Genomic DNA, 18,126 nt, shown 5'->3' on the forward strand with positions numbered 1-18,126 from the left:
CACCATAACGAGGAGGCCTCGTGATCAACCCCGGAATTTTCCTGGGGGTCCTCGTCCAGCTGGCGCTGCTGGGGACGCTGGACGCCGTCGCCGGGCTGGGCACGCTGGGCTGGCTCGCCGGCGCGGCCTACGGCCTCGCGGTGGGCGGATTCCTGACCTACGGCCTGAACCGGAGCACCGCGCGCTCCCTCGGCCCCGCCGACGCCGTGACCCTGGCACGCTCCGGACTGGTCGGCTGCGTGACCGCGCTCGTCGTCGACACCGCCGGCCGGGAGATCGTCACGATGGTCGTCCTCGCGTCGGTCGCGCTCGCCCTGGACGCCGTCGACGGCCAGGTCGCACGCCGCACCGGGACGGCGTCACCGCTCGGCGCGCGGTTCGACATGGAGGTCGACGCGTATCTGATCCTGATCCTGAGCGTGGTCGTCGCGCAGTCGCTGGGCCCGTGGGTGCTCACGATCGGCGCGATGCGCTACGTCTTCGTCGCCGCGAGCAAGCTGTGGCCGTGGCTGAACTCGCCGCTGCCGCCGAGCTTGGCGCGCAAGACGGTCGCGGCCGTGCAGGGCATCGCGCTGGTCGCGGTGGCTTCGACGATCCTGCCGCTCTGGGCCGGTTTCGTGGTCACGCTGGGCGCGCTGGGGTTGCTGACGTGGTCGTTCGGGCGCGACACGTGGTGGCTGCTGGAGCAGCACTCCTTCGCCGCCGCACCCGCCTGATCACGCGTACTGCGCTTCGCCGTTCCCGATCGACCAGTCGACCGGATCGTTCTCCGTGATCGTGACGAGCACGTTCCGCGGCTCGGTCCCCGCGTACTCCTCGGCGAGTTCCGCGATCCGCCGGTAGAGAGCCTTCTTCTGCTCGTCGGTGCGCCCCCTCCGCATGGCGATCGCGACGAACACGACCCCCTCGTCGCGGCGGATCCCCAGGTAGTCGTCGTATTTCAGGGTGCTCCGGCCGTTGAGGACCTGGAAGCGGTCGTCGGCCGGGATGCCGAGCGTCTCGACCAGCGCGTCGTGGACGGCGTTGCCGAGGGCTTCGAGCTTGTCGGTCCCGATGGCGTCGATACGGACGAAGGGCATGTCAGTTCTCCTTGGTGGCGAGCAGGCCGAGGGCGCCGTCGACGGCTTTCGCGAACACGTCCGGGGAGCCGGCGGCGCGGGCGAGGATGTAGCCGCCCTGCAGCACCGCGACCAGCACGGTCGCCGTCGCGAGCGGGTCGAGTTTGGCATCGAGGTCGCCAGCCGCGCGGCCCTCGTCGAGCAGCTCGGCAAGGCGACCGGTGAGCCAGCCGAAGAACTCCTCGACCGGCTTGCGCAGATCCGCGTCGGCCATCACGTCGGGATCCTGGGCGAGCCTGCCGACCGGGCAGCCCTTGAGCACGTCGCGCTCGCGGCGCAGGTAGACGGTGATGCGCTCGACGACCGTGCCGGGCCCGGAGAACTCGGCCTCCGCCCTGGCGCGCAGGTCCTCGGCGCTGCGGCCGATCGCGGCGAGCGCGAGATCGGACTTGCCCTGGAAGTGGTGGTACATGCTGCCCTGGCCGGCGCCGGACCGCTCCTGGATCGCCTTCGGGCTGGTGCCGACGTACCCGCGCTCCCACAGAAGCTCGCGAGTGCTCTCGATAAGCCGTTCCCTCTTGTCCACCTCCTGACCGTACATACCAGTAGGTACAGAGACAAGGTGGCGCGGCGGGAGCAAGGGACCTTTGCTATCACTTTCGCGAGAACCCGCAGGTCAGCGACCACTTCCCGCAGTTCGTCGACTACCTGCGCGCACCGGTCCGTGAAGGCCTCCTTGAGGGAATCTGGGTCCCCTCAAGGAGGCCTTCACGGACAGCCAGGTCGCCACACGCGCCTCAGTGACCTCACGCTTCACACCCAAAGCGCGTGAAGGCCCCCTTCCCTCGGCTCAGCCGAGGAAACTCGACCTTCACACTTTCCGAGCACCTGAAGGCCCCCATCCTTGCGCCTAAGTCCGTGAGGGCCTCCTTCCCTACCCTCAAAGTAGGGAAGGAGGCCCTCACGGACCGCCAAGTCGCCACACGCGCCCCAATGACCTCACGCTTCACACCCAAAGCGCGTGAAGGCCCTTTCCGAGTACATGAAGGCCCCCTTCCTTGCGCCTAGGTACAGGAAGGACCCCTTCATGTACTTCAAGCCCTACCTAGGCCAAGTCAAGAGCGCGAGTCCTGCCCGAACCGCTCCCACTCCCGGTCCCACGCCGCCGCCCGCGCCCGGTTCAGCAGCTGCCGCGCGAGCAGATACCCCGCCGCCAGCAGCGTCACCGCGATCAGCCACACCCCGACCCCGACACCGATCCCCGTACTGGTCGCGTCGAGCGGCATCACCGGCGGGTCGACCACGGCGTCGGACTCGTCGAGCCACACTGTCACCGAATCGCCCGTCGAAGCGCCGAGGTCGGCGGTCACGCGCGCCTCCCGGAAGCTCCCGTCCGGCAACGCCCAGCGAGCCGCGACCGAAGCCGTCTCGGCGGACGGGATCCCATCGAGGCCGACGCGTGCCGGCGGAGCGTCTTCGAGCAGGAACGCGGTCGTCGAATGACGCGTGGCCGTTTCGAGAGCCGAGCGCGCCATCATGGTCGCGTAGGCCTCCGAGCCTGCCGCGGCGGCCAGCGGCACACCGAGCAGCGCGGTCACGACGCCGCCGACGAGGATCGCCGCCTCGATCCGGTCCCAGCCGCGTGCGAGCGGATTCCGGCCGAGGTGGATCCGGCGCCACAGGAAGATCAGCGACACGACGGCCTCCTTCACCGGTCCCCCACCGACAAGGGTGCGCCGGGAAGAGCCGGAGCGACAGGAGGCTTTGGTCCCGTCAGCGGCGAGGAAGGTTCTCACCGGGGACCACGGAAACGGCGTCCGCCCGGTTCACCGCACGACGTGCTCGTACGCGGACTTCAGGGCGTCCACCGGACCCGGCGGCGCCACCAGCGGTCCTTTCGCCCAATCGCAGCCGAGTTCGTGCAGGACCTCCAGTTGCCGCGCGGTCTCGACCCCTTCGGCGACCACCACGAGGTCGACGGCGTGCGCCATCGCCATGATCCCGGCGACGATCGGCTCGGCGTCGCTCGACCGCCCGAGATCGGCGACGAACGACCGGTCGATCTCGACCACGTTCAGATCGAGGCGGCACAGCTGGGCGAGTGACGAATACCCGGCGCCGAACCGTTCCGCGGTCACCCGCACGCCGGTCTTCCGCAGCGCGTCGACGGCGTCGGCCGCGTCCTTCAACGCCGTCTCGTCGACGTCGAGGCTCAGATCCTGCGGCACCAGGCCCGCGTCTTCCAGGGTTGTCTGAACCACTTGTAGCAACGTGGGATCGCCCAGTTGGCGGACCGACAGGCTCACATTCACATTACAGTGCACACCATGATCGGCACGCCATCGAGAGATCTCGCGGGCGGCCTTGGCGAGGACCTCCGCCCCGATGACCGTCAAAAGATCGCCGTCGTCGGCGATCTCGGCCAATTCCGCCGGATCGATCGGTCCCCGGACCGGGTGATTCCAACAGGACTTCGCCTTCACCGCGACCATGTCGCCGGTCCGCAAATCGACGACCGGCTGATAAACGGTCTCGACCAGGCCGTCCGCGACGGCGTTCCGCAGATCCTGTTCCAAGGCGAAACGGTCTTGCACCCGTTTACGCATGATCGGCGTATAGAACGCATAACGGCCGGGCCCGAATGTCTTGGCCTGATACATCGCCAGATCGGCGTCTTCCAGCAATTCGTCGGCACTGCGGGTATCGCCGGGTTCGGCGATCACTATTCCAATACTCGTATTGATATGCAGTTCGCGGCCGTGCACGGTGAGCGATTCGGCGAGCCGTCGCTGAAGGTGATCGGCCAGCGCCCGCACTTCGGCGGCTTCGGTATAACCGGTGGTGATGACCAGGAACTCGTCCCCGCCGAGCCGTCCGACCAGGTCCGAGGCCCCGGCGGCGGCCCTCAGCCGGTCGCCGGCGATGCGCAGCACCTGGTCGCCGGCGGTATGACCGAGCGAATCGTTGATGATCTTGAACTTGTCGAGATCGATGAACATCACGGTGGTCGTGCGCGCCGGATCGGCGATCGTGCGGCGCAGGCGGTCGAGCGCGAGCGTGCGGTTCGCGAGCCTGGTCAGCGGGTCGTGGGTGGCCTCGTAGGCCAGCCGTTCGCTGATCGCCCGCCGTTCGGTGATGTCGGCGAAGGACGTCAGCACCGAGGGCACGCTCTGGCCCGGCGCCATCAGCGGACCGGAGGTCAGCGAAAGCCACCGGTGCGCGCCGTCGCGCCGCCGGATCTGCAGGACCCGCCCGGTCTCGACCTTCCCGGACCGCCGCACCCGCGCGGACGGCAGGTCGTCGACGGGCACCGGGGCGCCGTATTCGTCGTGCAGCCGCAGCGTCCGGCTCTCCAGGCCGACCAGTGCACCCGCCGGAACACCGGCGATCCGGTGCGCGGCGGAGTTCGCCAGTTCGATCCGCCCGCTGGGGCCGACCAGCAGCACCCCCTCGTCGAGCGTTTCGACGACGGTGGCGAATTCGGCCTCGGCCCGGCGCTGCGCCGTCTCGTCGGCGCACAGCAGCACGTAACCGTCGAACATCTCGGCCGCGGAGACGCGCACCGCGAGTGCTGTGCCGTCGGCGCTGAAATGCGTCGCCTGCACGACTCCGCCCGCGGCGACGACCTGCCGCGGACTCATCGCTGCGCCGACGACCTCGGCCACCGGGGCACCGATGACCTGGTCGAGGTCGTGTCCGTAGACGGCCTCGGCCGCCGGGTTCCAGCTCGTCACCAGGCCGTCGGGCGAGGTCGCGATGATCGCGTCGCTCGCGTGGCCGACCAACGCTGCCTGAAACCGCAGGCCCGACTCGGCCGCCTTCTGCGTGGTCAGGTCGCGCATGATCACCTGGTACGCGGGTTTGCCCTCCCAGGTGGTGAGCACCGCCTGCGATTCGACGGTGACACCGCGGCCTTGAAGGGTCCGCAGCGTCATCTCGGTCGGTTCGCTGAACGATCCGGGCGAGTCCAGCGAACCGATCCGCGCCAGCAGCGCGTCCTGCGAGCCGGCGTCGACCAGATCCGTGATGTGCATCCCGATGATCTCGGTCGACACCTTCGCGCCCACGAAGCGCATGGTGGCCGAGTTCACGAACACGACTTTGCCCCGTTGATGGACGCAGATCCCGTATGGGCTCGCTTCGACCATCGTGAGGTATTGCGTTCCCAATGCGCCGCCGTCGGACTTTTGCTCCAAAAGGCGGTACCCCTTGCCGAGAAAGGCGAGCGCGGGTTCACCGCGGTGATCCCTCTCGGCGGACAACTCGGTCAGCAGACGGACGAGCGACGCGTGCCGCTCGGTTTTTCCCACCGTGCGGGTCGCGGTGCCGTTCGCTGGCGAGGAATCCTGATCCGAGGGCCGGTGGGTGTCGGGAGTCCCACCGTCGAGATCGTCAGGATCCATCTGATCCAAACCCCCTACTCGACTGATGTAGCTTCCGATTAGATCACTAAATCGACGTAGCCGTCCCCCTCGGCCGGCTGATCGGTGCGGCCATTCCACCCCAGCGTTGACAGAATGTAGTTGAAGGGAAACACGTGCGGAGCAAAACAGACATCTGCGGCATCGGCGCCGTAACCGCCTACGGCTGGGGGCGCGAAGCACTGTGGGAGGGCCTCGCCGGCGGCGTCCCCTGCGCCCAATTCACCGACGGCTTCGGGGAAACGCCGGATCTCCCGGGCTGGGTCGCGCACGTCCCCGAGGGCGGCAAAGCGCGGGACGGCAGCCTGCACGCCCGCGCCCTGCTCGCCGCGGCGCGGGAAGCGATCGCGGACGCCGTCGCGCGGGGCTGGTCGCCAGGACGCCGCGTCGGCGTCATCTCCGGCGGCGTCCGCGAGGACCTGCGAACCTGGGACAGGCTCACGGAACTCGGCGAGCAGCTGATGTACCGGCGCGAGTTCATCGGCATGATGCCCTCGACCCCGATCGCCACGCTGATGTCGGAGTTCGGCTTCCACGGCCCCTCGATGGCCACGTCCGCGATGTGCGCGACCGGCAGCGCCGCGGTGCTGACCGCGAAGATGTGGCTGGACGCGGGAATGGCCGACGACGTCGTCGTGGTCACCACCGATCTGTCCGCGACCAGGCCGATGGTGCGCAACTTCGTGCACTGCGGGGTGGCGATCACCGACGTGCCCCCGCTGGAGGCGTGCCGTCCTTTCCAAGAGGGCACAAGGGGTTTCACCTTTTCCGAGGCCGCGGTCGCGGTGGTGCTGACCCAGCGGAAGACCGACGCGTACGCGACCCTGCGGGGCGGCACCATGACCCACGAGGCGCACAACGCGATGGCGCTCGACCCCGATCCGGCGAACGCGATCGCGGCGGTGACCGGGGCACTGGAGAACTCCGGCGCCGCGCCATCGGACGTCCGCTATCTGAACGCGCACGGAACGGGTACGAAACTCTGCCACCGTACGGAATCCCAGATCCTCGAAGCGGTCTTTCCCCGTGAGACCGAGATCTACTCGATCAAACCGCTGACCGGGCACAGCCAGTCGGGCAGCGCGCTGACCGAGATCGCGGCGATCTGCCTCGCGGCGGAACGGGATCTGGTACCGGCGCCGAAACCGGTGGCGGAGGGGCATCCGCAGCTGATGGACGGGCCCTCCCGGCCGGAAAGCGGGCTCACCGTGAAGACGTCGATCGGGATGGGCGGCTACGTCGCGGCTGTCGTTCTGGAGACCAGCTAGCGAGCAATTCGATAACACACGGTCTCAACGTCGTCACGAACCGTCATTTTCCGTGCTCATGTGGTCGATACTCCTCAGTAGCGGAAAGCACTGAGCACGGAGGCGACCATGAGCGCGCGAACGGCGTCCGACAACCTCGTCCACAACTACCTGTTCTTGCGGCGTGCCATAGGTTTCCTCGGGATCGGACTGCCCTTCGTGCTGATCTTCGGGAAGCTGGTCGTCGACGGCGGCGGCCTGCTCAACTCGATCAGTGGTTACTACTACTCGGGAATGCGCGACGTCTGGGTCGGCGTCATGTGCGCCATCGGCGTCTTCCTGTTGTCCTACCGGGGTTACGGCCGTGTCGACGACATCGCCGGGAACATCGCGGCGGTGGCCGCGGTCGGGGTGGCGCTCTTCCCCACCACCCCGTCGAACGGCGACCGCGCGGACGAGATCATCGGCCTCCTGCACCTCGGTTTCGCCGCGGTCTTCTTCCTCACCTTGGCGTTCTTCTGCATCGTGCTGTTCACCAAGTCGGACAAGGAGATCCCCGGCGCCCGCAAACCGGAACGGAACCGGGTCTACGTCGCCTCGGGCGTGATCATGCTGGTGTGCCTGGCGCTGATCGTGCTGTGCGGCCTCGTCTTCGACGCGGAGACCAGGTCCCTGTACCCGGCGCTGTGGCTGGAGTCGGTGGCGATCCTCGCGTTCGGCGTGGCGTGGCTCACCAAGGGCGGGACGCTGCTGCCGGACAAGGCGGCGGTGCCGGGGACGCGGGTGACGGCCTGACCTGTGCCGATCAAGGTAAAGGAACCTTTATCCTCGGCCGGGTCGTTGAGGCCTTATGACCGACCGCATCGCATTCCAGCTCGGCCGCCGCGATCTGCTCGTGGTCGCCGGGATTCCCGGGGCGGGCAAGACCACCCTGCTGTCCCGGGCGGCGACCGGCGCGATACCGGTGCTCGATTCCGACCAGGTCCGCGCGCGCCTGCGCGAACGGCTGCCGGCCGTGCTGCCGTACCGGTGCTACCGGCCGCTGGTCCACCTGTGGCATCGCGCGCGGGTCGTCCGGTTCGCGCTGGCCGACGGCGGCCCGCTCATCGTGCACGAGCCGTCGACCCGCGCGACCACCCGCGGGCTGCTGGCCCTGCTCGGCCTGCTGAGCCGCCGTCCCGTCCGGTTGCTGTGGCTCGACGTCGATCCGGAGGCCGCCCGCGCGGGCCAAGTCTCGCGCGGGCGGGTCATCCGGCGGCACTCGTTCGCCCGCCACGTCAAACGGGCCGAGAAGGTCCGCCGTGAACTGCGTGCCGGCTGGGTCCCGGCAGGCTGGCACGGCGCGCGGATGGTGACCAGGGAGGTCACCGGGGCACTGCGGTTCGTCACCGAGGAGGAGCCTGGAAGAGACCGCTCAGGCGACGTCCTGCTCCTCCGCGTCGAGCGGCCCAAGGCACCCGCGGTCCGCGCGGGCTAGCGGTTCCGGTTCGGGCTCCTCCACGGGGCCGGGACGGTTCGGATGCGGGTTCAACGGCGTCCAGCGAATGCGTACCGGCATCGTCGTTCGTCCTTCCACTCCGCGAAGACCCTCTTGCACTGATACGGACGCGACGAGCGATCGGTTCAGATCCCCACGTAGTTCTCGGCGAAGAAGTCTTGGTGCGCACGGGAAACCCGCAGGCTCTCCAGCCGCGCGTCCCGCAGGGCCCGCTGGAAGACCGCCTCGTCGTCGTAGCCCGCCGGACCGTGCAGGAGATTGATCATCCAGAGCGAGAACTCCTGCGCGCGCCAGATCCGCGGCAGGCAGTCGGCGGAGTACCGCTCGAGTGCCGTCGTGTCGCTCTCGGCATGGGCGTCGATCAACGCGTCCGCGAGGATCTCGGCCTCCATCAGCGCGAGATTCGCGCCTTTCGCCGCGGCGGGACTGATCAGGCTCGCCGCGTCGCCCGCGAGGAACAGCTTTCCCCGCTGGATCGTGTCCATCACCCGCGAAGCCATGTCGACGATCCGGCGTTCGATGATGGCACCCCGTTTGAGCTCGCCGTAGCGATCGGCACGCATCCGCAGGTGCAGTTCGTCCCAGATCCGGTCGTCCGGCCAGTTCTCCGGATCCTCGCCGCGCGGGACTTCGAGGTAGTACCGCGTCACCGTCGACGTCCTCGCCATATGTCCGGCGAATCCGCGTTCGTGAATGGCGTAACCGATCGCGGACATGCTCGGCGGCGCTTCGGCGAGGATCGCGAGCCACGAAATGTCGTGGTCCCGCCGGAAGACCCGCGCGGGCACGGATCTCAGCGAGATACCGCGCCTGCCGTCGCAGCCCGCGATGTACTTGGCACGCAACAGAAGATCATCGGCGATGACCGTCGCGTCCATCCCCGACACCGAGGACGCCTCGGTGCCGAACCTGATCTCCCCGCCGCGGGCGAGGAATTCGACGATCAAGTCCGTGACCAGGAATTGTTGCGGGTAAACGGTGTGCACCTCACCGTTCCCGAGTTCACTGTACTTGAGCTCGAATTCGGCTTGATCATTTCGGAACGCGCAGGCGTCGTGCCGGACCCCGTTCCGGAGCAGCCCACCGGCGAGCCCGTTCTCAGTGAGCACACGGACGCTGTTCGCGGCCAGAAATCCCGCCCTGGCCCGGTTTTCGACATGTTCCCGGCTTTGCCGTTCGAGGATCAGGCAGTCGATTCCGGCCGCCCTCAAAAGATTCCCCAGGACCAGCCCGGCCGGACCCGCCCCCACGATCACTACATCGGCATCGATCTTTCCCACGAAAGCCCCCAGTACCTTCGCCCTCCCCCAGCGCGGTCCAAGGTACACAAAACGGGGTGCTGTCGTCGGCGTTCAGTCCTTATTGGCACGCGAACGTGCCCGGCGTTTCCCTTCGTGCATCGCCACGACTCGCGCGATGGGGATCGTGTGCCCCTGCTCGACGAGATCCGCGGGCAGCGTCTGCGGCGCGGGCATCGACTCGGCCCACGGATCCTTGTCCGCCAGGAGACCGGGCGCCGTGTGGACGGTGAAATCGGCGGGGACCACGTTCTCGAGGTCGTCCCAGGCCACCGGGAACGAAACCGTCAGTCCCGGCCGCAGCCGCGGGCTGTACGCCGCGGCGACCGTGTTACCGCCCGCCCGCGTCGAATCGAGGAACACCTTTCCCTCACGGTCTTCCACGATGTACGCGGTCGTCGCGAGGGACGGGTCGACCTGCTCCGCGCGAGCGGAGAGCGCGCGGGTCGCGGCGGCGACGTCTTCGAAACCTTGCCCCGGCGTCAGCGGGACGAAGATGTGCACTCCCTTGGAACCACTGGTCTTCACCGCCCCGGCGAGGCCGCAGTCGTCGAGCGCCTGGCGCACCAGCCACGCGGCCTTCACGACGTGCGCGAAATCGTCGCCGGCCGGCGGGTCGAGGTCCACTACGAGATGGGTCGGCCCCGCGTCGGCGTCCGTGGTCATCAGCGTCGGGTGGTATTCGACGGCGCGCTGGTTCGCGAACCACAGCAGCGTGCGGCGGTCGTCGCACAGGGCGTACGACACCTGCCGCTTCGACGTCTCCGCCCAGATCTCGGAGCGCTTCACCCAGTCGGGCGTGTATTTGGGCAGATTCTTCTGCATGAACGGGTCCTGGCCGCGCAGGATGCGGATCACCGAAAGCGGCCGGTGTGCCAAAACGGGGAGGATGCGGTCCGCGACGGCGTCCAGGTAGTCCACCAGGTCGCGTTTCGTCGCGCCCTCGAACAACGGCTGATCGAGATTGGTCAGCTTGACCCCGTCGCGTTCGTCATCGCTCATGGGGTGAGCCTGACATAAAAGCCTCGTGAGTGGTAAGGACGGTCAGAACCGCCCTTACCACTCACAAGACCCGGACACCTAGCCGATGTTGGCGTCGATGCAGGCGTAGAACGCGTTCGCCGTGTCGTAGACGTTCCAGCGGGCGAGGATCTTGTGCCGCCCGCTCTGCTGCAGGTTCACGCTGTGGGTGACCGTGGCGCCCGGCTGCGCGCCGTTGTCGTTGAAGCTGGCGACCTTGGCGCCGTCGACGAAGTACTCCCACGTGCTGGTGCGGTGGCGAGCCGTCAGCGTCCACCGGAACGTGGTGGTACGGCCGAGGGAATGCACCTTCCAGCCCTTGCTGTCGTCGTTGAGATCCGCGAAACGGCCGACACCGCCGTTACAGCTCATCAGACCCTTGGGGCCCTCGACGCTTTGCGGTTCCCATTTGATGGAGCCACAGGAAACGGTGTTCTGGGCGCATTGCGCCTGCCTGCTCGCAGGCGAGGAAACGTAGCCGTGCGCGTTGGCGGTGCCCGCCGGGATCGCGACCAGCGCCGCCGGCACCATCGCCGCACCCGCCGCCAGGGTCAAAAGCCGTCGTTTGAAGCTCATGCCTACCCCTTTCCCATCTCTGCACCCACCGCCTGCCCGATCGGGAACGTCCGCGGACTCGAGGTTCCTGGGCCACGGAGGGCGAAAACCACTGAAGGTTGGGACACATCCGCCAAAGCGCTTGAGCAGGCGAACGTGGTCTAGACCATAATTGGTTCAGACGACTCGGTCAAGAGTAACCAACCGGGCACTTGGAGTCGTGAAGATCGAACAGGGGTTGTCAAGCCGGAAGATCAGCCCGCACCCAAACAGACGAACGGTCGCCGGAACGGATCAACGGCGATGGTGTCCGCCAAGGCCGTCGCCGGGCCTGCTCCTTCGGCCAGTCTGCGGTGGTAGTCGTCCATCGCGGCCGCCGCGGCCTCGTCACCGACTCGGCTCAACGGCGCGATCACCGTCCGCGAACCACTCGCGAGCAACGCGCTGGCGAAACCGAGCACCTCGTCGCCGGGCCGGATCCGGTTCAACGCCAGTTCGCACGCCGCGAAGACGACTTGCGACGGCGGCTGCGCGAGCCCGGCCATCTCGTGCGCGAAAAGTGTCCCGTCGGCCAGTTCGAGCCGGGAGAACAAGGCGTTCTCTGGCTCGTGCGCGCCGTGCGCGGCGATGTGCGCGAGTTTCGCGCCGTCCAGTGCGCGCAACACCGACGCCACGGTCGCGTCGGGTCCGGCCAAGGTGTGCGCGGTCCGGTAATGCGTGGCGAGTTTGTCCAGCTCACCCCTGTTCCCGACCAGGCCGGGACCGCGGACGAGGACGACCTTCCGCGCACGCGACACCGTCGAGCGCTCCGCGCCCAGCCACGCCGTCGCCGATGGGGCGACGACGATCGGCCGCGACCGCAGCGCCGGCAGCACTCCCCAGGGAACGGCGAACAACGGTCCGGTCGGCACGACGACCAGGCCCCGGTCACCGAGCAGGTGTTCCAATGGCCGGATCAGCTGGACGTCGAGTCGGTCGGCCTGTTTCCGCGCCGAACCGAGCACCGACTGGACCAGTGGAGCGGGCAGCCGATCCGGCGCGAGGGCGTCGAGATCGACGTTCAGCATGCGTGCGGACTCCGCAGCCCGCTCCGCGGAGCCGAGCCGCACCAGTTCGCATCGCCCCTCGACGACGACCATCGCCACCAGGTCGTCCCCCGAGGACGCGAAACTCACCAGCGCGCGCTCTCCCAGCTCGTCGGCGACCTCGGCGAGCCGCGCGATCGGCCGCGGCCTGCCCCAGCGCCCCGTATGCCAGCCGAGCCGATGCGCCTCACGCAACCGCTCGGCGTGCTTCGCGCGCAACGCCGACGTCGGATACCCGTCGTGCTGCGCCTGGTGGATGGCCTGATCGAGCCCCCGCACCTCACCGACCCGCTCGGCGAGCTCCGGGTCGCTCGCCACAACTGGTTCGTACCGGTAACTTTGCGCGCGCGTCCGCTCGGTCCAGCTGAACAGCCGGGCCGCGTCGGCGCGCTCCAGCACGATCTTGACGGCGAGATCCGCCAGCTCCCTGCCGTGCAACGCCGTCCCGGACACCAGCTCCAGGCCGCCCATCCGGTCGCGGACCCGGTCGAGTTCGGTGAGCCCGGCCCGGATCTCCGCCAGCGCCCTGGTCTTGTCACCCTCGGCCACCGCGAGTTCCGCACGGCAAAGCCTGCGCAACATCCGATAATCGACGGAGGTCAACCGCCCCGGACGCGGAATCCGTTCGAGCAGCTCGGCGGCACGTTTGCGTTTCCCCTTCCGCAGCTCGACCCGGACGGCCAGCATCCGCGCCAGCGCCGCCTGATCGGCCAGGCGCGGCATCGGCATCCCGTTCGCCGCACGCAACGCGCGCGAGGTCAGACTGGGCGGGATTTCGTTGGTGCGCAAGGCATCCTGCACGTCGGCGCGAAGGCCGACGATGGTCGCGTTGGCGACACAGGTCTGACAGCCCCAGCGCAGCGTCCGCCGCCGGGCCGAAGCGGCGTAGGTCCGCGCGAGCTCCAGGTCGTCGGTCATCAGCGCCGCGGACGCGCGGAACAGCTCCACCCCACCCAGATCCCTGGTGATGCTCCGCTGTTCCAGCATCACCGGCAGGATCTCGTCGAGATGGGCCCCGGCCTCCTCGGCGAGGCCCGCCGTCAGCAACGCTTCGGCCCGCTCCCACCTCAGCAGCGACGGAATGTCCAGGTCGAGCGATCGGTAGATCCGCTCGCTCTCGTCGTAGAGCCGCAACGCGGCGGGGACGTTGCCGACGCGGAGTTCCAGCGTGCCCAGCGGGCGGCGGACGTCCGCGGCCTGGACTCGCAGGCCGTTCCGTTCGGCGAGGTCCACGGCGCTGGCGAGGTCTCGCCTGGCCCGGCGGATGTCGCCGAGCCGCGTGTAGGCGAGCCCCCGGGTGGTCAACGTGCCCAGATACGGGTCGAGCAACGCCGCGGGATCCTTTTCCATCGCGAGGATGGCCTCTTTGTGCGCCAGAGAGGAGTCGAAATACGCCGTGCTTTCCTCGTTCCGCCCCACCGCCATGAGCAGGAGTCCGTAATTGTGGTCGAGCTGGCCACGCAATTCCGCGTAAAGGCGGGGCTCGTCCACCGCTTTGAGCAACAGGCGGACGTCGTCCAGTCCGGCGAGGCCGGAGGCCACGCCTCCGCTGGTCTCGGAGCCCACGGTCGCGATACTGGAGGCGAGCCGGATCCGGGTGGCCAGCCAGTCGTGCCGCATCCGTTCGGCGACCGGATGGACCGAATCGAGTAAGGCCATCCCCCGGCGGAGCAGGAGAATGCCTTCGCGCTGACGGGCCGAACACGCGGCATCGATGCCGGCGCGCTGGAGTTCGCGCGCCTTGCGAATGACCTCGCCTTGATCGAGCTGTGTTACCACCACTGTTCTATGACAGCACACTCCGTAGCCGAGAGTCGCCCGCCACCGGTTCGAACCCGGGTGACGGGCGAAACCTCTTCAGCCAGGAGCGCTGGTCAGGGAGTGGGCGGCGGCGTCTGGGCGCATCCGCCCGGGCAGTCCCGGACTCGCTCGTTCTGATGCACGCAGTCCGCGGTGTGCTGATGTTCTCCCTGGTCGGGCTGGGGCTGAGCCGGGTCTAGCGGCTCCTCCTCGCCGATGGGGTCCTTGACGTCGGTAGGCGTCGACATTTGATCTCCTCCCCTGATGATCTTTCTTTGTCGTACCAGGCAGCCCCATTACGGCGGCCCCCTCTGTTCGCAGGCCCTCTTCCTGCGAATGGGGCAATAGTGCCACAACGGAGCAGTGATCGGGAGCTTTTACCTACACTGAGTCATCGGCGGCACCCATAAGAGGGACGCCTGGTTAGCAAGCCTTACGACTTCTGCCGAATGGCCCACCAAGGCTCGCGCCACCTTCCGAACCGGCGACATTTCACTGCGCCATCCGGCCTAAGATCCAAAACTTCTTGTGCCACAAGGGTTTTCGCCCGAGAACGCGGGGAACCCATGGCCCGTCGGGGGTTGACCGGCAGAAATCCGGAGGAGATAACGATGCCCACGTGGTTGGTCATCATCATCGTCATCGCCGCGATCCTGGCGCTGGGAGCGGTGGTCTGGTTCGTCGTCGCGGGACAGCGCAAGCGTCGCTTGCAGGAGACGTTCGGACCCGAATACGACCGGGCCGTCAAGGAACACGAAAACCCGCGAGAAGCGGAACGTGAGCTCTCGTCGCGGGTGAAACGCCATTCGGATCTCGACATCCGCCCGCTGCCCCAGTCCACAAAGGACCGATACGCGCAGGAATGGGCGCTGATCCAGGAACAGTTCGTCGACCGCCCGTCCGGCGCCGTCGTCGAGGCGGACCGGGTACTGGTCTCCTTGATGGCCGAGCGCGGCTACCCGACCGAGGGCTACGACCAGCAGGTCGCGGATCTGTCCGTCCGGCACGCCAACGCGTTGCGGCACTACCGCGCCGGGCACGACACGCTGGAGCGCCATCGGGAATCGGAGATGTCCACAGAGGACATGCGTGAAGCGATGAAGCACTACCGCGAAGTGTTCGAAGATCTGTTGACAGACGCCGGCGAAGGAGCGGAAAGCCATGGAAAGCAGGCCACTGGAAACCGAGGGAACGGAACGGCCCGACGAGGAACGGATCGCTGACGGCCGCGACGGCGACACCGGGCAGGCCTTGAGTACCGAGGACCTGGTGGCCACCGATCTCGGACGCACCGACGATTCCGGAGGCACCACCGAGGACGAGGCGCAGACGTTGTTCGACAACGTCGACGTAGACCGGTTCCGCGAAAGCTGGCAGGACATCCAGACGGCCTTTGTGGACGATCCGCGGCGGGCGGTCAAGGAAGCCGACGAACTCGTCGCCGTCGTGATCCAGAATCTGGCCACGACCTTCGCGGACCACAAGAAGGAACTGGAATCGGCGTGGAGCCAGGGTGAACCGGCCACCGAAGACCTCCGGATCGCGCTGCGGCGTTACCGGTCGTTCTTCAATCAGTTGCTGAGCGCGTAACCCAAAGCTCGTGAGTGGTAAGGACGGTTGGAATCGTCCTTACCACTCACGAGCCTTACGCACCGGTGGTCGACCCGGGCCGCACGATCATCAATACCGTCACCACGACCCAGAGCAGATTGAACATTCCGGTGTACATCGCCACCCGCCCCGCCGTGAGCGGTTCCGAGGGCGGCTCGGCGTCCAGTGCGGCGAGGATCGCGTTCTGCCCCGGCAGGACCAGCAACGCCAGCACCCCGGCGGCCGCGGCGGTGAGCACGATCGACACGATCACCCACAGGTCGCCGAAGACCCGCATGCTGCCCGCCGTCGCCAGCCCGAAGAGCGGCACCGCCACCCCGAAGACGGCGTAAACCCGGCAGATCCGGTTGAGCGCGCGCAGCACCGACAGTCCGGAACCCGGTTCGGCGAAGGCCTTCCGCGCGGCGGCGGGGAACATGCTCGCCGCGACGGTGACCGGACCGACCGCGATGACGGCGGCGAGCACGTGGAGAATCAAGAGGACTTTGGACACGCGACCGAGCCTATGATCGTCAACCCGGCCTCCGATAGCGGTGTTTTCGACGGATATCACAGGATTCCGGCCACGTACTACGTCCGATGACGTACGCCGGATGCCGCCTGGGAACGGATGTGCCGAGGGCCTCCCACGGGACACCATTCGTCACCATGAACCTTCCCGTGGACACCGACGAACTCACGAAACGGTACGGCGAGCAGCTCGCCGTCGACCGGATGAAACTGACCGTCCTGCCCGGCGAGATCTACGGCTTCCTCGGCCCGAACGGTGCGGGCAAGACGACGACGTTGCGGATGCTGCTGGGTCTCGTCCGGCCGACCTCCGGCAGCGTGCGGCTGTTCGGCAGGCCGCCCGGCGATCTGGACGGGGTCGGCGCGCTGATCGAATCGCCCGGCTTCTACCCGTACCTGTCCGGTTCGGACAATCTCAAGGTGCTGGCCCGGTACAGCGGAACGGATCCGCTTCGCGTCGGCGAGGTGCTCGCGATGGTCGACCTGGCCGATCGCGGCAAGGACCGGTACTCGACCTACTCCCTCGGCATGAAGCAGCGGCTGGGTGTCGCGGCGGCACTGCTGAAGGATCCGCGGCTGCTGATCCTCGACGAGCCGACCAACGGGCTGGACCCGGCAGGGATGGCCGACATGCGCGTGTTGATCCGGCGGCTCGGCGCGGAGGGCTGCACCGTGCTGCTGTCGAGTCATCTGCTGGGCGAGGTGCAGCAGATCTGCGACCGGGTCGGCGTCGTCTCGCGCGGACGGCTGGTCGCGGAGAACACCGTCGCCGAACTCCGCGGCGGCACGGTGCTGCACATCGAGACCGACGAGAACCTGCGCGCCGCCGATCTGGTGCGGCGCCGGATCGGCGCGGAGAACGTACGCGCGAGCGGGACAGGGCTCGATCTGACCGTGGACCCGGAACGCGCGTCGTGGCTGAACCGCGAACTCGTCACGGAAGGGATCGCGGTGCGCGAACTGCACGTCCGCGAACGCGAACTGGAACAGGTTTTCTTCGAACTCACCGGAGAGGTGACGGACCATGTGGGGTAGCTGCACCGCCGAGCTGGCGAAACTCGTCCGGCGTCCGGCGAACTGGTTCATGCTGGGGATCGCGGTCGTGCTCGGCCTGACCTTCACCTATCTGCTGCCGCTCGCGGGCGCGGCGGGTTCGTCGAGCGGGGCGCCGGGTACGGATCGCGGGCTGGCCGCGACGGCGCCGTCGAACCTGGTCGGCAACGCGATCGGCGGGCTGCCGGTGTTCCTCGGGGCGATCCTGCTGGTGCTCGGCGTGCTGGCCGTCGGCACCGAATACGGCTGGGGCACGTGGAAGACCGTGCTGACACAAGGACCTTCGCGTCTGACCGTCTACAGTGGAAAGTTGTTCGCGCTGGCCGTCGCGTCGTTGACCGTCGTGCTGACGAGCTTCGCCACCGGCGCGGTCACGAGCGCGCTCATCGCCTCCTCGGAAGGCGAGCCGATGAACTGGCCGTCGTCCGGCGAGATCGTCACCGGGATCGGCGCGGGCTGGCTGATCGCGATGACCTGGGCGGCCCTCGGCGCGGCGCTCGCCATCGCGATGCGCGGGGTGGCGCTGCCGATCGGGCTCGGCCTGGTGTGGCTGCTGGTGGTCCAGAACCTGCTGTTCGGCGTCGCGGCCCCGCTGGTGGACTGGGTCGGCACGCTCCAGCTGGCGTTGCCGGGAGCCAACGCCGGTTCGCTGGCCGCGTCGCTCGGCGCTTCGGGCGCGACGCCGGGGATCGGGGAACTCGTCGGCGTCTCTCAGGCGACGCTGGTGGTGGCCGGCTATCTGGTGGTCTTCGCCGGTCTCGGCGGCTGGCTGCTGCGGCGCCGGGATGTCCTCTGAACGGTCCGTGAAGGCCTCCTTCCCTACCTTGAGGGTAGTGAAGGAGGCTTGGGTTCACGGGGTCGTTGCAACACCGATTGTGGTCGGAGGTTGTGTTGGCGGGTCGTGTGCCGTTGGTGCGGGATGTGCGGGTGGGGTTCTGGGAGGGGATTCGGGCGGGGCGGGCTGTGACGC

Annotated in this window: 18 protein-coding genes; 8 read left to right on the forward strand and 10 right to left on the reverse strand. The window is 68.0% G+C overall.

What is annotated here, in order from left to right; all coding sequences use genetic code 11:
• The first annotated feature begins 20 nt into the window (after positions 1-20).
• Positions 21-716, forward strand: a complete 696-nt coding sequence (locus DMH03_RS35295; protein ID WP_125796338.1) for a CDP-alcohol phosphatidyltransferase family protein — start codon at positions 21-23, stop codon at positions 714-716.
• On the opposite strand, the gene DMH03_RS35300 is transcribed toward DMH03_RS35295, so the two are convergent.
• From DMH03_RS35300 to DMH03_RS35315, 4 genes are all read right to left on the reverse strand, one after another.
• On the reverse strand, positions 717-1,079 hold the full coding sequence (locus DMH03_RS35300; protein ID WP_125796339.1) for a tautomerase family protein: 363 nt from the start codon (positions 1,077-1,079) through the stop codon (positions 717-719).
• Between the two features lies 1 nt (position 1,080).
• The gene (locus DMH03_RS35305) at positions 1,081-1,644 is read right to left on the reverse strand and encodes a TetR/AcrR family transcriptional regulator (RefSeq protein ID WP_199749140.1); all 564 of its coding nucleotides are present in this window, start codon (positions 1,642-1,644) and stop codon (positions 1,081-1,083) included.
• Positions 1,645-2,173: 529 nt separating this feature from the next.
• Positions 2,174-2,755 carry a hypothetical protein gene (locus tag DMH03_RS35310; RefSeq protein WP_125796341.1) on the reverse strand — a complete coding sequence of 194 codons (582 nt, stop codon included), beginning with the start codon at positions 2,753-2,755 and terminating at the stop codon, positions 2,174-2,176.
• A 129-nt stretch (positions 2,756-2,884) separates the two neighbouring features.
• A complete protein-coding gene (locus DMH03_RS35315; protein WP_125796342.1) occupies positions 2,885-5,461 on the reverse strand; it encodes a bifunctional diguanylate cyclase/phosphodiesterase in 2,577 nt (858 codons plus the stop codon).
• A gap of 134 nt (positions 5,462-5,595) precedes the next feature.
• Here DMH03_RS35315 and DMH03_RS35320 point away from each other — a divergent pair, with 134 nt between their 5' ends.
• The 3 genes from DMH03_RS35320 to DMH03_RS35330 all read left to right on the forward strand — a co-directional run bounded on the left by DMH03_RS35320 (position 5,596) and on the right by DMH03_RS35330 (position 8,203).
• Entirely contained in the window at positions 5,596-6,747 is a 1,152-nt protein-coding gene (locus DMH03_RS35320; RefSeq protein WP_125796343.1) for a beta-ketoacyl synthase N-terminal-like domain-containing protein, read from the forward strand.
• 108 nt (positions 6,748-6,855) lie between these two features.
• On the forward strand, positions 6,856-7,521 hold the full coding sequence (locus DMH03_RS35325; RefSeq protein ID WP_125796344.1) for a DUF998 domain-containing protein: 666 nt from the start codon (positions 6,856-6,858) through the stop codon (positions 7,519-7,521).
• Between the two features lie 55 nt (positions 7,522-7,576).
• Positions 7,577-8,203, forward strand: a complete 627-nt coding sequence (locus tag DMH03_RS35330) for an AAA family ATPase (protein ID WP_125796345.1) — start codon at positions 7,577-7,579, stop codon at positions 8,201-8,203.
• A gap of 146 nt (positions 8,204-8,349) precedes the next feature.
• Here DMH03_RS35330 and DMH03_RS35335 read toward each other — a convergent pair whose 3' ends face one another.
• The 5 genes from DMH03_RS35335 to DMH03_RS42175 all read right to left on the reverse strand — a co-directional run bounded on the left by DMH03_RS35335 (position 8,350) and on the right by DMH03_RS42175 (position 14,230).
• Positions 8,350-9,504 carry a 4-hydroxybenzoate 3-monooxygenase gene (locus DMH03_RS35335; protein WP_125796346.1) on the reverse strand — a complete coding sequence of 385 codons (1,155 nt, stop codon included), beginning with the start codon at positions 9,502-9,504 and terminating at the stop codon, positions 8,350-8,352.
• Between the two features lie 72 nt (positions 9,505-9,576).
• Positions 9,577-10,524 carry a DNA polymerase domain-containing protein gene (locus tag DMH03_RS35340; RefSeq protein WP_125796347.1) on the reverse strand — a complete coding sequence of 316 codons (948 nt, stop codon included), beginning with the start codon at positions 10,522-10,524 and terminating at the stop codon, positions 9,577-9,579.
• Between the two features lie 78 nt (positions 10,525-10,602).
• Positions 10,603-11,118 carry a lytic polysaccharide monooxygenase auxiliary activity family 9 protein gene (locus DMH03_RS35345; protein WP_125789259.1) on the reverse strand — a complete coding sequence of 172 codons (516 nt, stop codon included), beginning with the start codon at positions 11,116-11,118 and terminating at the stop codon, positions 10,603-10,605.
• 233 nt (positions 11,119-11,351) lie between these two features.
• Positions 11,352-13,964 carry a CHAT domain-containing protein gene (locus DMH03_RS35350; RefSeq protein WP_125796348.1) on the reverse strand — a complete coding sequence of 871 codons (2,613 nt, stop codon included), beginning with the start codon at positions 13,962-13,964 and terminating at the stop codon, positions 11,352-11,354.
• A 92-nt stretch (positions 13,965-14,056) separates the two neighbouring features.
• Positions 14,057-14,230, reverse strand: a complete 174-nt coding sequence (locus tag DMH03_RS42175; protein WP_158633150.1) for a hypothetical protein — start codon at positions 14,228-14,230, stop codon at positions 14,057-14,059.
• Positions 14,231-14,593: 363 nt separating this feature from the next.
• Here DMH03_RS42175 and DMH03_RS35355 point away from each other — a divergent pair, with 363 nt between their 5' ends.
• Positions 14,594-15,205, forward strand: coding sequence for a hypothetical protein (locus DMH03_RS35355; RefSeq protein ID WP_125796349.1), 612 nt, complete (start codon positions 14,594-14,596; stop codon positions 15,203-15,205).
• On the forward strand, positions 15,144-15,572 hold the full coding sequence (locus DMH03_RS35360) for a hypothetical protein (protein WP_125796350.1): 429 nt from the start codon (positions 15,144-15,146) through the stop codon (positions 15,570-15,572). Before DMH03_RS35355 ends, DMH03_RS35360 begins: the two co-directional genes overlap by 62 nt.
• 55 nt (positions 15,573-15,627) lie before the next feature.
• Here DMH03_RS35360 and DMH03_RS35365 read toward each other — a convergent pair whose 3' ends face one another.
• Positions 15,628-16,086 carry a hypothetical protein gene (locus DMH03_RS35365; RefSeq protein WP_125796351.1) on the reverse strand — a complete coding sequence of 153 codons (459 nt, stop codon included), beginning with the start codon at positions 16,084-16,086 and terminating at the stop codon, positions 15,628-15,630.
• Between the two features lie 155 nt (positions 16,087-16,241).
• On the opposite strand from DMH03_RS35365, the gene DMH03_RS35370 reads away from it, so the two are divergent.
• On the forward strand, positions 16,242-17,138 hold the full coding sequence (locus tag DMH03_RS35370; RefSeq protein ID WP_125796352.1) for an ABC transporter ATP-binding protein: 897 nt from the start codon (positions 16,242-16,244) through the stop codon (positions 17,136-17,138).
• Positions 17,128-17,952, forward strand: coding sequence for an ABC transporter permease (locus tag DMH03_RS35375; RefSeq protein ID WP_125796353.1), 825 nt, complete (start codon positions 17,128-17,130; stop codon positions 17,950-17,952). The genes DMH03_RS35370 and DMH03_RS35375 overlap by 11 nt, the downstream gene beginning before the upstream one ends.
• The last annotated feature ends 174 nt before the right edge of the window (positions 17,953-18,126 follow it).

This window comes from Amycolatopsis sp. WAC 01376 (assembly GCF_003947415.1).
Taxonomy (GTDB): domain Bacteria; phylum Actinomycetota; class Actinomycetes; order Mycobacteriales; family Pseudonocardiaceae; genus Amycolatopsis.

Coding starts and splice junctions, on each gene's coding strand:
- DMH03_RS35330 (WP_125796345.1), top strand. CDS start 7,577: ATGACCGACCGCATCGCATTCCAGCTCGGCCGCCGCGATCTGCTCGTG.
- DMH03_RS35325 (WP_125796344.1), top strand. CDS start 6,856: ATGAGCGCGCGAACGGCGTCCGACAACCTCGTCCACAACTACCTGTTC.
- DMH03_RS35370 (WP_125796352.1), top strand. CDS start 16,242: ATGAACCTTCCCGTGGACACCGACGAACTCACGAAACGGTACGGCGAG.
- DMH03_RS35355 (WP_125796349.1), top strand. CDS start 14,594: ATGCCCACGTGGTTGGTCATCATCATCGTCATCGCCGCGATCCTGGCG.
- DMH03_RS35345 (WP_125789259.1), bottom strand. CDS start 11,118: ATGAGCTTCAAACGACGGCTTTTGACCCTGGCGGCGGGTGCGGCGATG.
- DMH03_RS35360 (WP_125796350.1), top strand. CDS start 15,144: ATGGAAAGCAGGCCACTGGAAACCGAGGGAACGGAACGGCCCGACGAG.
- DMH03_RS35340 (WP_125796347.1), bottom strand. CDS start 10,524: ATGAGCGATGACGAACGCGACGGGGTCAAGCTGACCAATCTCGATCAG.
- DMH03_RS35315 (WP_125796342.1), bottom strand. CDS start 5,461: ATGGATCCTGACGATCTCGACGGTGGGACTCCCGACACCCACCGGCCC.
- DMH03_RS35300 (WP_125796339.1), bottom strand. CDS start 1,079: ATGCCCTTCGTCCGTATCGACGCCATCGGGACCGACAAGCTCGAAGCC.
- DMH03_RS42175 (WP_158633150.1), bottom strand. CDS start 14,230: ATGTCGACGCCTACCGACGTCAAGGACCCCATCGGCGAGGAGGAGCCG.
- DMH03_RS35375 (WP_125796353.1), top strand. CDS start 17,128: ATGTGGGGTAGCTGCACCGCCGAGCTGGCGAAACTCGTCCGGCGTCCG.